Genomic DNA, 12,866 nt, shown 5'->3' with positions numbered 1-12,866 from the left:
ACGGGCCGGCACCGGGCGCTCGGCAACGCCCGGTCCGCGGCGGCGCGCGGCGTCCACCTCTCTCTCACTGATGTACGGCGATCGGCCGTACCCTCCGGACGCCCCGCGCCGCCGCACCTCTAGACGAACAGCAACCCCGCGACCCACAGCGCGGCGATCATCAGGCCGGCGGTGAACTCCAGCACCATCGACAGCCCGGCCGCCTTGAGCGCCTGCACCGTCGCCGGCCAGGCCAGCCGGGTGTCGCCGAGCCGCAGCCGCTCCGCGCCGAAGATGCCGCCGACGAAGCCGATCGGCAGCCCGACCACCGGGATCACGAAGAAGCCGATCACGCCGAGCAGCCCGCCCGCCAGCAGCGAGGTCGTGGGCACGCCGGTCCGCTTCAGGTTGCGCCCCGGCCACAGGTACTTGAGCACGGTGCCGCCGGCGGCGATCACCGTGGCGGCGGCCAGCACCGCCCAGCGGCCCGGCCCGGCGTCGCCGAACAGCGTCCACACCAGCACTCCGCCCCAGCACAGCGGCAGCGCCGGCAGCCCCGGCACGATCACCCCGGCCAGGCCGGCGACGATCGCCAGCGCGGCGACCACCGACACCACCGCCTGCGAATCGGTAAGGCTCACCGTGCTCCTCGTCTCCTCCGCACCGGCCCGGCGGGGACCCGCCCGCCCGGTGTGCGCCTTCCTTACCCGCCGAGGCGGGCGCGGATGCCGTCGGCGGGCATCGGGGCGCCGAACAGCCGGCCCTGCCCGGTGTCGCACCGCAGCGCCCGCAGCCGTTCGGCCTGCACCTCGGTCTCCACCGCCTCGGCCGTCACCGACAGCTCCAGCGCGTGCGCCAGCCGCACCAGCGCGTCCACGATCCGCTCATCCCGGTGGTCGGCGACCGCGTCCCCGCCGTCACCCCGTATCCCCTCCACGAACGGGCCGGCCAGCTTCACGCAGTGGATCGGCAGCCTGCGCAGGTACGCGAGGTTCGAGTAGCCGGTGCCGAAGTCGTCGATGGCCAGCCGCAGCCCGAGGTCGGCGAGCTGGTGCAGCGTCCGCAGCGGCTCACCGGCGCTGCCCATGACGGCGCTCTCGGTCAGCTCCAGCTGCAACAGCTCGGCCGGCAGGCCGGTGTGCTGCAACGCCTCGGCCACCGTCTCCACGATGGCTGGGTCGTCGGCCTGCCGGGCGGCCAGGTTGACGCTGACCACAGGCGTGGTGTCCGGGTACGCGCGCCGCCACGACTCGGCGTCGCGGCACGCCTGACGCAGCACCCAGGCGCCGAGCCGGACGATCAGGCCGGTCTCCTCGGCCAGCCCGATGAACCGGTCCGGGCCGATCAGCCCCAGCTCCGGGTGCTGCCAGCGCACCAGCGCCTCGACCGCCACCATCGTGCCGTCCAGCAGCGACACGATCGGCTGGTAGTGCAGCACGAACTCGCCCCGGTCCAGCGCGGCGGGCAGGTTCGCGGCCAGCGCGGAACGGGCGATGTCGGCGGCGCTGCGCTCCGGGTCGTACACCGCCCAGCGGCCCCGGCCCTCCGCCTTGGCCCAGTAGAGCGTGGTGTCGGCGGCTTTCATCAGGTCACCGACGCTCGTCTCCGCCGCCGGGCACTCCACGATGCCGATGCTCGCCGACACGGCGAGCTGCTGGTCACCGACGTGCACCGGCGCGGACACCGCGGCCAGGGCCAGCTCGGCGACCTCCACCGCGTCGTCGATGCCGCCGTCGGAGTCGACCAGGATGACGAACTCGTCACCGCCCATCCGGGCCACCAGGTGGCCGCGCCCGGCCACGCAGTCGCTGAGCCGGCGGGCGATCACCTTGAGCAGCCGGTCGCCCAGGTCGTGGCCGAGGCTGTCGTTGACCGCCTTGAAGCCGTCCAAGTCGATGAAGCAGAGCCCGACGCGCTGGTCCGGGCCGGCGCCGTCGAAGACGTCGCCGAGCGTCTCGAAGAACAGCGTCCGGTTGGGCAGGCCGGTCAGCGGGTCGTGCAGCGCCTGGAAGCGCAGCCGCTGCTGCAACTCGTACCGCTGGGTGATGTCCTCCACCATCGCGACGGTGAACCGGGGCCGGCCGTCGTCGTGCCGGATCAGCGAGACCGCGAGGTCGGTCCAGACCACGCTGCCGTCCTTGCGGTAGTAGCGCTTCTCCACCCGGGCGCTGTCCCGCTTGCCCTCGATCAGCTCCTGGTACAGCTCCCACATCCCGGCCGCGTCGTCGGCATAGGCCAACGCCGACACGTTCATCCGGCGCATCTCCGCGACGGTGTAGCCGAGCATGTCCGCGAAGGACTGGTTGACCTCGATGATCTGCCCGTCCACCCCGGCGATGCCGATGCCGATGGCGGCGCCGGTGAAGACCGCCCGGAAACGCGCCTCGCTGTCCCGCAGCGCCTGCTCGACGGTGTCCCGGGCCTGCCACGCGGACCGGGCGATCCGCTCCTGCTGGCTGAAGACCCGGTCGCGCAGTGCGCGGGCGAACCCGGCGGCGATCGCGCCCTGGAGCAGCGCGACCCGCTCGCGCAGCTCCGGCGACTCCGTCCGCGACGGCAGCACCCAGGGCAGGAACCGATCGCCGAGCGCCTGCACCGACCAGTCGAGCACGCCGGGCTCGGTGAGGTGCGCCTCGACCAGGGCACGCCCCACCTCCTCCGCGGGGCGGGCGGAAAAGGTGGGGGCGAGCAGGGCCTCGCCGAGCCGCTCGGTGAGCGGCACCAGCAGGCGCTCGGTCTCGGCCGCGCTCAGCGGCACGAACCCGATGCGGCGCACGGCGCGAGCCCACTCGGCGGCGTACGCGGCGGCGCCGGGCCGGCTGACGTCTCCCCCGTCGCTGTCCGGGGCACGCATGGGCTCAGCCGGCTGCGCGGTCGTGCCGGGCGACGCCGCCGAACGCCCCGAACCGTTCCGGGTGCTCGTCCACGTCCGACGGGGAGTCGGGCCGCCACAGCGGCATGTGCACCACGCCCGGTTCGAGGATCGTCCAGTCGCCGAAGAAGCCGGTGATCTCGGCCCGCGAGCGCAGCGTGATCTCGGTGGCGGTACGCGCCGACAACCGCTGCGCGTCCAGCATCTCCTGTGGCTGGTCCTCGAACGTGGAGTGGGAGATGACCAGGTAGCTGCCGGGCGCGGCGGCGGCGCGCAGGGTGGCCAGGATGTCGGCCGGGCGGTCGGCGTCGGGCACGAAGTGCACCACGCCGGCGAGCAGGATGCCCAGCGGCCGGTCGAAGTCGATCAGGCCGCTGGCGGCGGCGTGGTCCAGGATCAGCTTCGGCTCGCGCAGGTCGGCCAGGACCGCGGTGGCCCGGTCGTTGCCGGCGAGCAGTTCGTGGCTGTGTGCCACGGCCACCGGGTCGATGTCGACGTAAACGATGCGGGCGTCCGGGTTGGCGGCCTGGGCGACCTCGTGCACGTTGCCGACGGTGGGGATGCCGGAGCCGATGTCGAGGAACTGGTCGATGCCCGCGTCGAGCAGCACCCGTACGGCCCGGCGCAGGAACTCCCGCCCGGAGCGCATGGTGGCGGCCAGGTTCGGCGTCATGGCCGCGATCTGTTCGGCGAGCTGCCGGTCGATCTCGAAGTTGTGCGCCCCACCGAGGAAGTAGTCGTAGACCCGGGCGGCGCTCGGCCGGCTCAGGTCGATCTCGGTGGGCAGGCTCTCCGGCGTCTGCATCGCTCGGTCCCCCAGGTCGTCGTCCGCCGTCGATGGCGGATCATGTGGTCCAGACCACTCTAGGCCGGTACGGCCGGGTACGGGAGATCCACAGCGGGCGATGCTGCCGGCCCGGGTCAGTCGGCCGATTCCAGCAGCAGCGAGATGCCCTGCCCGACGCCGATGCACATGGTGGCGAGCGCCCGCCGGCCGCCCCGGCGGCGCAGTTCCAGCGCGGCGGTCAACGCCAGCCGGGCGCCGCTGGCGCCGAGCGGGTGCCCCAGCGCGATCGCCCCGCCGCCCGGGTTGACGTGCTCGGCGTCCTCCGGCAGGCCCAGCTCGCGCAGCACCGCCACCGACTGCGCGGCGAACGCCTCGTTCAGCTCGATCACGTCCACGTCGGCGAGCGACAGGCCCGTCCGGTCGAGCAGCTTCCGGGTCGCCGGGACCGGGCCGATGCCCATGATCCGCGGCGGTACGCCGGCGGACGCGGCACCGCGTACCCGGGCCAGCGGGGTGAGGCCGTAGCGTTCGACGGCGGCCGCGGAGGCGACCAGCAGCGCGACGGCGCCGTCGTTGACGCCGGAGGAGTTCCCGGCGGTGACAGTGCCGCCCTCGCGGAACGGGGTGGGCAGCGCGGCGAGCTTCGCAAGCGTCGTCTCGCGCGGGTGCTCGTCGGCCTCGACCAGCTTCGTCTCCCGCTTGCCGGCGGGCACCGTCACCGGGACGATCTCCTCGGCCAGCCGGCCGTCGGCCTGCGCCTTGGCGGCCCGCTGCTGCGACCGGTACGCGAAGGCGTCCTGCGCGGCCCGGTCCACGCCGAACTCGGCTGCCACGTTCTCCGCCGTCTCCGGCATCGAGTCGATGCCCCAGCCCTTGCGCATCAGCGGATTGACCAGCCGCCAGCCGATCGTGGTGTCGTACACCTCGGCGGTGCGGGCGAACGGCGTGGCCGCCTTCGGCATGACGAACGGCGCGCGGCTCATGCTCTCCACGCCGCCGGCCACCACCAGGTCGGCATCCCCGGCGACGATCGCGCGGGCGGCGGAGGCGAGCGCGTCCAGGCCGGAGCCGCAGAGCCGGTTGACGGTGCTGCCCGGCACCTCCTCCGGGAGGCCGCCGAGCAGCGCGGCCATCCGGGCCACGTTGCGGTTGTCCTCGCCGGCCTGGTTGGCGCAGCCCAGGATCACGTCGTCGGTGCGGGCCCAGTCGACCGAGGGGTGGCGGGCCACCAGCTCGCGGACGACGTGCGCGGCCAGGTCGTCGGGGCGGACCCCGGCCAGCGCGCCGGCGTACCGGCCGATCGGGGTGCGGACTCCGGCAACGAGATAGGCCACTGTCATCGCGCGTACGTCCTTCGGGGGTGGGAAGGGAGCGGTCGGCGGGTCGCGGGGGTACCCGGCGCCAGGATATCCGTGACCGGAGCGGATAGGTTTGCCGCATGTCCGGGGCTCAGTTCAGCGCAGAGAACAGCGGCGGCGGCGCGTTCGTCCGCCAGCCCAACCGGTTCACCGGGCGGGTCACCCCGCACTCCACCTCACCGGAGGGCGGCGGACCGGACGAGCAGGGACGCTGGCCGCTGGAGGCGGGCCGGTACCGGCTGATCTGGTGCCGGGCCTGCCCGTGGGCGCACAGGGCCCGGATCGTGCGCGGCCTGCTCGGGCTGGACGAGGTGATCTCGCTGGGCACCGTCGACCCGATCCGGGACGAGCGGGGCTGGCGGTTCGCGCTCGACCCGGACGGCTTCGACCCGGTGCTCGGCATCGGCTTCCTCTCCGAGGCGTACCTGTCCACCGACCCGGACTACACCGGCCGGGTCACGGTGCCGGCGCTCGTGGACACGCTTACCGGACGGGTGGTCACCAACGACTACCCGCAGCTCACGCTCGACTTCTCGACCGAGTGGCGGCGGTTCCACGCGCCGGACGCGCCGGATCTGTACCCGGTCGAGCTGCGCCCGGAGATGGACGCGCTGATGGCGGAGATCCACCGGGACGTCAACAACGGCGTCTACCGGTGCGGCTTCGCCACCTCCCAGGAGGCGTACGACGAGGCGTTCACCGCGCTGTTCGCCCGCCTCGACGCGCTGAGCGAGCGGCTGGCCGGGCGGCGCTACCTGATGGGCGACACCATCACCGAGGCGGACGTGCGCCTGTTCACCACGCTGGTGCGCTTCGACGTGGCGTACCACGGGCACTTCAAGTGCAACCAGCGCAAGCTCACCGAGATGCCGGTGCTCTGGGCGTACGCGCGGGACCTGTTCCAGACGCCGGGCTTCGGCGAGACGGTGGACTTCGACCACATCAAGCGGCACTACTACGCCACCCACGACATGATCAACCCGACCCGGATCGTGCCGCTGGGCCCGGACCTGTCCGGCTGGACCACCCCACACGGACGTGGCTGAGGGCACAGCCCGCCGGATCGCCGCCGCGTTCGCCGCCGTCTGCCTGGCCGCCGGCGCGGCCGCGGTGACTGTCGCGGTGATCGCCGGTCCCGGTCCGGGCCCCATCGCGTACGTGAGCGAAGCGGGCATCGCCGACAGCGGGTACGCCGGGGCGTACCGGGTGGGGATCTTCTCGATGGCCGCGTCGCTGCTGCTGCTCGCCGGGGCGCTGCCACCGGGGTCGCGCGCGGCGGCCGGGCTGCTCGGCGCCGGCGCGGTCGCCACCGTGGTCTCCGGCGCGGTGACGTGCAGCGAGGGCTGCCCGCTGCCGCCGTTCGAGGCGACCACGGTGGCCGACCTGGTGCACGGCGGGGCCAGCATCGCGGCGACTGCCGCGGTGGTGCTCGCGATGCTCGTGCTGCTGTTCTCCCCGGCTGCGGATCGAGGGCTGCGGCGGATCGCCGCGATCGGCGCGGCGCTGGCGCTGCCGGTGGCCGCCGTGGTCGCGCTGGCGCTGCTGCTGGTCGGGCGCAGCACGCTGCTCGGGATGTCGGAACGGGTGCTGCTGGTCGTGGTCGCCGTCTGGGGACTGACCACCTCCGGCTACCTGGCTGTAAGGAGCCTCACCGGCGACGGTCCTTCCGTTCCGGGGCGGGAGGAGAGTAAAGTATCGCGACGATGACCAATGTTTGGTGCCTCACCGAGCGCCTGTACGTCGATCTCCGACGGCAGGCCAGCGGCGTCTGTCCGGCGTAGCTCCACGCCCCCGACGCCCGCCTTCCCTCCCCAGACCTTGGATTCGTCCTCATGACCTCCGCCCTGCGCAGAATCCCCTTCTCCGTCCAGATCCTGCTCGGCCTCGTGCTCGGCGTGGCGCTCGGTTTCCTCGCCCGCGCCGCCGACCTCGCCTGGCTGACCAGCACGCTCGACACCGTCGGCAGCCTCTTCGTCCAGCTGCTCAAGCTCGCAGTGCCGCCGCTGGTCTTCACCGCCATCGTGGTCAGCGTGGTCAGCCTGCGCGGCGTCGCCAACGCCGCCCGGCTCGCCGTCAAGACGCTGCTCTGGTTCGGCGCCACCGCGCTGATCGCGGTGAGCATCGGCATCGGCATCGGCCTGATCACCGACCCCGGCCGGGGCGTCAACCTGGACCCGGCCGGCGCCACCGCGCCGAAGACCACCGGCTCCTGGATCGACTTCCTCACCGGCATCGTCCCGACCAACCCGGTCGGCGCGTTCGTCGAGGGCAACGTCCTCCAGATCGTCTTCCTCGCCCTGGTGGTGGGCGCCGCCGCGCTGCTGGTCGGCGACGCCGCCGAGCCGTTCGTGGCGCTCAACCGCTCGCTGCTGTCGATCGTGCAGAAGGCGCTCTGGTGGGTCATCCGGCTCGCCCCGATCGGCACGCTCGGCCTGATCGGCAACGCCGTCGCCTCGTACGGCTGGGACCTGCTCGCCCCGCTCGCGAAGTTCACCACAGCCGTCTACGTCGGCTGCGCCCTGGTGCTGTTCGTGGTCTACCCGGTGCTGCTCGCGGTGGCCGGCAAGCTCAACCCGCTGCGCTTCTTCGCCGGCGCCTGGCCCGCCATCGAGCTGGCCTTCGTCTCCCGCTCCTCGGTGGGCACCATGCCGGTGACCCAGCGCTCGGTCGAGCGCCTCGGCGTCCCCCGCGAGTACGCCTCCTTCGCGGTGCCGTTCGGCGCCACCACGAAGATGGACGGCTGCGCCGCCATCTACCCGGCGCTCGCCGCGATCTTCGTGGCGCAGGTGTTCGGCGTGAACCTGGGCGTCACCGACTACCTGCTCATCGCGTTCGTCTCGGTGGTCGGCTCGGCCGCGACCGCCGGCCTGACCGGCGCGATCGTCATGCTCACGCTGACCCTGAGCACGCTGGGCCTGCCGCTGGCCGGGGCCGGTCTGCTGCTGGCCATCGACCCGATCCTTGACATGATCCGTACCGCCACCAACGTGGCCGGGCAGGCCGTCGTGCCGACCATCGTGGCCGCCCGGGAGGGCACGCTCGACCGGGCCGCGTACGACTCGGCCGGCAAGCGCGACCTGATCGAGCCGGTCGAGCCCGAGCGGCTCGACCCCGTACCCGCCTGATCCACACTCGCAACGGGTGCGTCTCCCACAAGGAGGCGCACCCGTTGCCCTGACCGGAGGATCCGAGAATGAGCGCCCTGTTCACCCCGCTCGCCCTGCGCGGCGTCACCCTGCCCAACCGGATCGCGCTGGCGCCCATGTGCCAGTACAGCGCCGGACCCGACGGCCTGCCCACCGACTGGCACCGCGTCCACCTGGGTTCCCGCGCGGTCGGCGGGGCCGGGCTCGTGATCACCGAGGCGACCGCAGTGGTGCCCGAGGGCCGGATCAGCCCGCAGGACACCGGCCTCTGGTCCGACGCGCACGTCGACGCGTGGCGGCCGATCACCGCGTTCGTCGCCGGTCAGGGCGCGGTGCCGGCCGTGCAGCTCGCGCACGCCGGGTTCAAGGCGTCCACGTACCGGCCGTGGGCGCCGGCGCGTGGCGGCGTGCCGGACGCCGAGGGCGGCTGGACCCCCGTGGGCCCGGGCGACCAGCCGTTCGTGCCGGAGTACCGCACCCCCACCGCGCTCGACGAGGCGGGCATCGCGGCCGTGGTGGACGCCTTCGCCACCGCCGCCGGGCGGGCGCTGGACGCCGGGTTCGCCGCCGTGGAGATCCACGCCGCGCACGGCTACCTGCTGCACGAGTTCCTGTCCCCGCTGACCAACCGCCGCACCGACGGCTACGGCGGGGACCGGGCCGCCCGGATGCGGCTCACGCTGGAGGTGGCCCGCGCGGTACGCGCCGCCGTCGGCGAGTCCGTGCCGGTGCTGACCCGGATCTCCGCCACCGACTGGACCGACGGCGGCTGGACCGTCGAGGACAGCGTGGTGCTCGCCGGGGAACTGGCCGCCGCCGGGGTGGACCTGGTCGACACCTCCTCCGGAGGCGCGGCGGCCCAGGCGTCCGTCCCGGTCGGACCCGGCTACCAGGTGCCGCTCGCCGCCCGGATCCGCCGCGACGCCGGGGTGCCGACCGGTGCGGTGGGCCTGATCGTCGAGCCCGAGCAGGCCGAGCAGATCGTGGCCGGCGGCGAGGCGGACCTGGTGTTGCTGGGCCGGGAGCTGCTGCGCGACCCGTACTGGCCGCGCCGCGCCGCCGCCAAGCTGGGAGCCACCCCGACCTGGCCCGACCAGTACACCCGAGCCGTCTGACCGGCCCCGCCCCGCCCGGTGGGCGGGGGGCGGGGGGAGTCAGCCGGCCAGGTGGTTCCAGCGGGGTTCCAGGTCGGTCCAGGTGCCCTGGTCGGCCACCGTGCCGTCGATCAGCACCACCACGTGGTCGGCCCGCACCAGGGCGGCCCGCTTGGCGGTCGAGCCGACCACTGTTACCCCGTGCTCGCGCAGTGCCGCCCACAGCGCCAGCTCCGTGCCCACGTCCAGCGCCGACGACACGTCGTCGGCCACCAGCAGCTCGGTACGCGGGGCGAGCGCCCGCGCCAGCGCCAGCCGCTGGAGCTGACCGCCGGACAACCGGGTGCCCTTGTGCCCGATCAGCAGCCCGAGCCCGCCGCCGGCCGCGGCCAGGTCGTGTTCGAGCTGGGCGGTCGAGACCGCCCCGGCGGCGTCCACCTGGTGACCGAGCGCGATGTTGTCGGCCACCGTGCCGGAGAGCACCCGGGGCAGCTGACCCACGTACCCGACCTGGTTGGGGCGCAGGAACATCTCCGGCTCGGTGACCGGGTCGCCGTTCCAGCGCAGCTCGCCGACGTGGTGCACGATCCCGGCGAGCGCGCGCAGCAACGACGACTTGCCGGATCCGACCGGGCCGACGACCAGCACCAACTGCCCGCGCTCGACCACCAGGTCGACGTCGCGGACGGCGAGCATGCCGTCGGAGTGCAGCGCGCCGAAGCCGGACAGCTCCAGGCGGCGCAGCGGGTGCCGGGGCGGCGGCTCGGGCGCGGGCGCGGTGCCCGCGACCAGGTCCAGTCCGGGCACCGGCGCCGCGTACACGGCCTCACCGGTCATCGCCACCGTCCGCTTCGTCCACACCCGCGCCGACGGGTACTGCGACACCAGCGACGCGGTGGTCCACGCGAACCAGCGGGCCGCGCCGAGCGTGGATACGGCCACGAGCGTGGCGCCGGCGGACAGCCCGCCTGTCAGATAGAGCGCCCACGCGCCGATCGGCAGCAGGCCGCTGGCGACCGCCGGGGTGGACCGGGCCCACACCTGCATGGCGATCTCGCGGCGCTGCCGCTCGCTGCGTACCTCGTCCAGCCGGGCGAGGTGGCGCAGCACCGGGCGGGTGGCGCCGGCCAGCTTCACCGTCCGGGCGGCGGACAGCGCGGACACCAGCGCGGTGGCGAACGCGGCGCGCGCCTTCACCGTGCCGGCCGCGGTGCGTTCCAGCCGGGGCCCGAACAGCGTCGCCGCCAGCCCGGAGACCACCATCGTGCCGACGAAGAACAACGCCGGTACGAGACTGCCGGTCACCAGCGTCATGGTGATCACGATGGTCAGCGAGATGAACTGGTCCATCAGGTTGTCGGCGAGGTGCACCACCCGGTCGGTGTCGCCGCCCTGTGCGACCACCTCGGCCGGGGTGTGCCCGCTGACCCGCCGCGCGCCGGTCTGCCCGTGCACCAGCCGGGCGCTGATCCGCAGCATCTGCCGGATCCACCACTGCGGGAACCACAGGTTCGTCAGGTACGGCAGCGGCAGCACCACGAGCAGCGCGGCCACGATGCCCAGCGCCGGCAGCCACGGGTCGCCGCCGCCGACCAGGTCGGCCCAGAGCCAGGGCAGCACCGCGCCGTCCATCCCGAGCACCGTCATCACGATGAACAGGGCGACCGAGAGCAGGCCGTACCGCGGGTCGTTGAAGCCCAGCCGGAGGATCTCGCGCATGGTCCGCGCGGGCGGCGTCGGCGGTGCCGGTGGCGGGTCGGCACGCGGCACGGCGGCCGGCCGCGTCGCGGGCGCGGCCGGCGTGGTGGGCGCGTCGTCCCAGGCGGGCGCGTCGAGCAGGTCCACGCCGCCGCGCCGGGCGCCCACCCCGGCGTACGCCCCGGCGTGGCTGGTGGCGAGCAGCTCGGCGAAGCGGGCCGACTCGCGCAGCGGACCGGCCTCCAGCACCGCGCCGTCGGCCATCACGACCACCTCGTCGCAGCGGCGCACCGACGAGAGCCGGTGCGCGATGACGATGCCGATCCGGTCGGTGAGCAGCCGTTCGGTGGCCTCGCGTACCCGGTTCTCGGTGACCGGGTCGAGCCGCGCGGTGGCCTCGTCGAGGATCACCACGTGCGGGTCGCGGACCAGGATGCGGGCGAACGCGACGAGTTGCTCCTGCCCGGCGGAGAGCACGTAGCCGCCGTCGCCGAGCCGGGTGTGCACGCCGTCGGGCAGCTCGGCGATCCAGCCGGCCAGGCCCAGTTCGGCCAGCGCCCGCTCGGCCGCCTCCAGCAGCTCCGGGTCGAACAGCGCCACGTTCTCGGCGAGCGTGCCGGCCAGGATCTCGGTGCGCTGCGGCACCACTGCGATCCACCGGCGCAGTTCCTCCACGTCCAGGTCGACCACGTCGGTGTCGCCGAGGAACACCGTGCCGCGCGGTACGTCCACCGCCCGGGTGAGCACCTTGGCCAGCGTCGACTTGCCCGAGCCGGTGCGCCCGACCAGCGCGTACGAGCGACCGCGGACGAAGTCCAGGTGGACGTCGCGCAGCGCCGGCCCGCGGTCGTCCCCGCCGGCCGGGTAGCGGTAGGTGAGCCCGCGCACGGTCAGGTCCCCTTCGACCGGGGTGGCACCGCCGTCGGGCTCCTGCGGCGACCCGGCCAGCAGTTGTACCCGGCCCCACGCGCCGAACGCCTGCTGCAGGTGCGGCACCCATCGGGCGATGTGCTCGACCGTCGCGCCGAACGCGATGGCCAGCAGCCAGATCGCGGTGAGCCGCGCGGCGTCGACCCGGCCGGTGGCGAGCGCCCACGCGCCGCCCAGCACCACGCCCGCGATGCCGACCCGGACCGCGCCGGCGGCGGCCGCGGTGACCCGGGCGGAGAGCCGGAACACCCGGACGCACCGGGTGATCACCTCGGCCGCGCGGCGGGCGTAGAGGCGCAGCACGTACGGCCGGGCGAGGCTGGTGCGTACGTCGTCCTGCCCGTGCACCGCCTCCTCCATCACTGCCGCGAGGTCGGACCACGCCTCCTCCTCGGCCATCCGGGCCGGGGCGATCCGGGCGGTCGGGCGGCGCAGCGTCACCGCGAGCAGGGCGGTGAGCAGGATCATGCCGACGCCCGCGGGCCACCAGACGATGAGGGCGCTGACCGCCGAGAGGGCGCAGACCGCGAGGCCCTGCGCCAGCCGTACGCCGGTGTTCCGCATCTCGGCGGCGACCTGGTAGACGTCGTTGTCGATCCGGTCGAGCAGCTCGCCGACCGGGGTGGTCTCCAGGGTGGGCAGGTCCTGGCCGAGCGCGACCCGGCAGAGCCGCCGCCGCACGTCGGCCGACCAGTCGGCGGTGAGCCGGGCCATGATCAGGCCGATCAGCAGGTCGGTGACGACAGCGGCGACGAGCGCCACCGCGAGCGCGACGAACCAGCCGGACGAGCGGTGCACCAGCACCGGCCCGGCCAGCGCGGAGGCGGCCGCCTGACCACCGGCGCCGAGCACGATCAGCAGCAGGACCGCCGCCATCCGCCGGGGCGCCGTGGCCCAGAGATCTCGGAGCAGGCGCATGGAAGTCCTCCGGACTCGGATCGGTGGGGGCGGTGCCCTCAGCCTCACCCTTCCGGCGGTCCGGAATCAACCGAATTACCGACC

General features: G+C 74.1%; 9 protein-coding genes. 4 read left to right on the top strand and 5 right to left on the bottom strand.

All coding sequences use genetic code 11. From position 1 onward, the window contains the following. Nucleotides 1-119: 119 nt before the first annotated feature. From GA0070562_RS11535 to pcaF, 4 genes are all read right to left on the bottom strand, one after another. Nucleotides 120-620, bottom strand: a complete 501-nt coding sequence (locus GA0070562_RS11535; protein WP_091419692.1) for a DUF456 domain-containing protein — start codon at nucleotides 618-620, stop codon at nucleotides 120-122. A 62-nt stretch (nucleotides 621-682) separates the two neighbouring features. Further along, nucleotides 683-2,833: a putative bifunctional diguanylate cyclase/phosphodiesterase gene (locus GA0070562_RS11530; RefSeq protein ID WP_091419690.1), complete on the bottom strand. Its 2,151-nt coding sequence runs from the start codon at nucleotides 2,831-2,833 to the stop codon at nucleotides 683-685. Between the two features lie 4 nt (nucleotides 2,834-2,837). Further along, complete coding sequence (locus GA0070562_RS11525) at nucleotides 2,838-3,656, bottom strand: SAM-dependent methyltransferase (protein ID WP_091419688.1); 819 nt, start codon at nucleotides 3,654-3,656, stop codon at nucleotides 2,838-2,840. Nucleotides 3,657-3,772: 116 nt separating this feature from the next. Further along, nucleotides 3,773-4,978 carry a 3-oxoadipyl-CoA thiolase gene (gene pcaF, locus GA0070562_RS11520; protein WP_091419685.1) on the bottom strand — a complete coding sequence of 402 codons (1,206 nt, stop codon included), beginning with the start codon at nucleotides 4,976-4,978 and terminating at the stop codon, nucleotides 3,773-3,775. A gap of 98 nt (nucleotides 4,979-5,076) precedes the next feature. Between pcaF and GA0070562_RS11515 the strand changes: the two genes are divergently transcribed. The 4 genes from GA0070562_RS11515 (at nucleotide 5,077) to GA0070562_RS11500 (ending at nucleotide 9,257) form a co-directional block, all read left to right on the top strand. Next, the gene (locus tag GA0070562_RS11515) at nucleotides 5,077-6,042 is read left to right on the top strand and encodes a glutathione S-transferase family protein (protein ID WP_091419683.1); all 966 of its coding nucleotides are present in this window, start codon (nucleotides 5,077-5,079) and stop codon (nucleotides 6,040-6,042) included. After that, nucleotides 6,035-6,703, top strand: a complete 669-nt coding sequence (locus tag GA0070562_RS11510) for a DUF998 domain-containing protein (protein ID WP_091419679.1) — start codon at nucleotides 6,035-6,037, stop codon at nucleotides 6,701-6,703. The genes GA0070562_RS11515 and GA0070562_RS11510 overlap by 8 nt, the downstream gene beginning before the upstream one ends. A 137-nt stretch (nucleotides 6,704-6,840) precedes the next feature. Next, nucleotides 6,841-8,121 carry a dicarboxylate/amino acid:cation symporter gene (locus GA0070562_RS11505; protein WP_175438723.1) on the top strand — a complete coding sequence of 427 codons (1,281 nt, stop codon included), beginning with the start codon at nucleotides 6,841-6,843 and terminating at the stop codon, nucleotides 8,119-8,121. Between the two features lie 68 nt (nucleotides 8,122-8,189). After that, nucleotides 8,190-9,257 (top strand): NADH:flavin oxidoreductase/NADH oxidase, encoded by a 1,068-nt coding sequence (locus GA0070562_RS11500; RefSeq protein ID WP_091419671.1) that lies wholly within the window; start codon nucleotides 8,190-8,192, stop codon nucleotides 9,255-9,257. A 39-nt stretch (nucleotides 9,258-9,296) separates the two neighbouring features. Here GA0070562_RS11500 and GA0070562_RS11495 read toward each other — a convergent pair whose 3' ends face one another. Further along, the gene (locus GA0070562_RS11495; protein WP_091419669.1) at nucleotides 9,297-12,782 is read right to left on the bottom strand and encodes an ATP-binding cassette domain-containing protein; all 3,486 of its coding nucleotides are present in this window, start codon (nucleotides 12,780-12,782) and stop codon (nucleotides 9,297-9,299) included. Between the last annotated feature and the right edge of the window lie 84 nt (nucleotides 12,783-12,866).

This window comes from Micromonospora tulbaghiae, assembly GCF_900091605.1.
GTDB classification, from domain to species: domain Bacteria; phylum Actinomycetota; class Actinomycetes; order Mycobacteriales; family Micromonosporaceae; genus Micromonospora; species Micromonospora tulbaghiae.
The sequence above is the reverse complement of the archived record's forward strand: the minus strand, read 5'-3'. Positions and strand labels throughout refer to the sequence as shown.

Bases quoted from the DNA above. Each gene is read 5' to 3' on its own strand.
- GA0070562_RS11530 (WP_091419690.1), bottom strand. From the start codon at position 2,833: ATGCGTGCCCCGGACAGCGACGGGGGAGACGTCAGCCGGCCCGGCGCC.
- GA0070562_RS11525 (WP_091419688.1), bottom strand. From the start codon at position 3,656: ATGCAGACGCCGGAGAGCCTGCCCACCGAGATCGACCTGAGCCGGCCG.
- pcaF (WP_091419685.1), bottom strand. From the start codon at position 4,978: ATGACAGTGGCCTATCTCGTTGCCGGAGTCCGCACCCCGATCGGCCGG.
- GA0070562_RS11515 (WP_091419683.1), top strand. From the start codon at position 5,077: ATGTCCGGGGCTCAGTTCAGCGCAGAGAACAGCGGCGGCGGCGCGTTC.
- GA0070562_RS11500 (WP_091419671.1), top strand. From the start codon at position 8,190: ATGAGCGCCCTGTTCACCCCGCTCGCCCTGCGCGGCGTCACCCTGCCC.
- GA0070562_RS11495 (WP_091419669.1), bottom strand. From the start codon at position 12,782: ATGCGCCTGCTCCGAGATCTCTGGGCCACGGCGCCCCGGCGGATGGCG.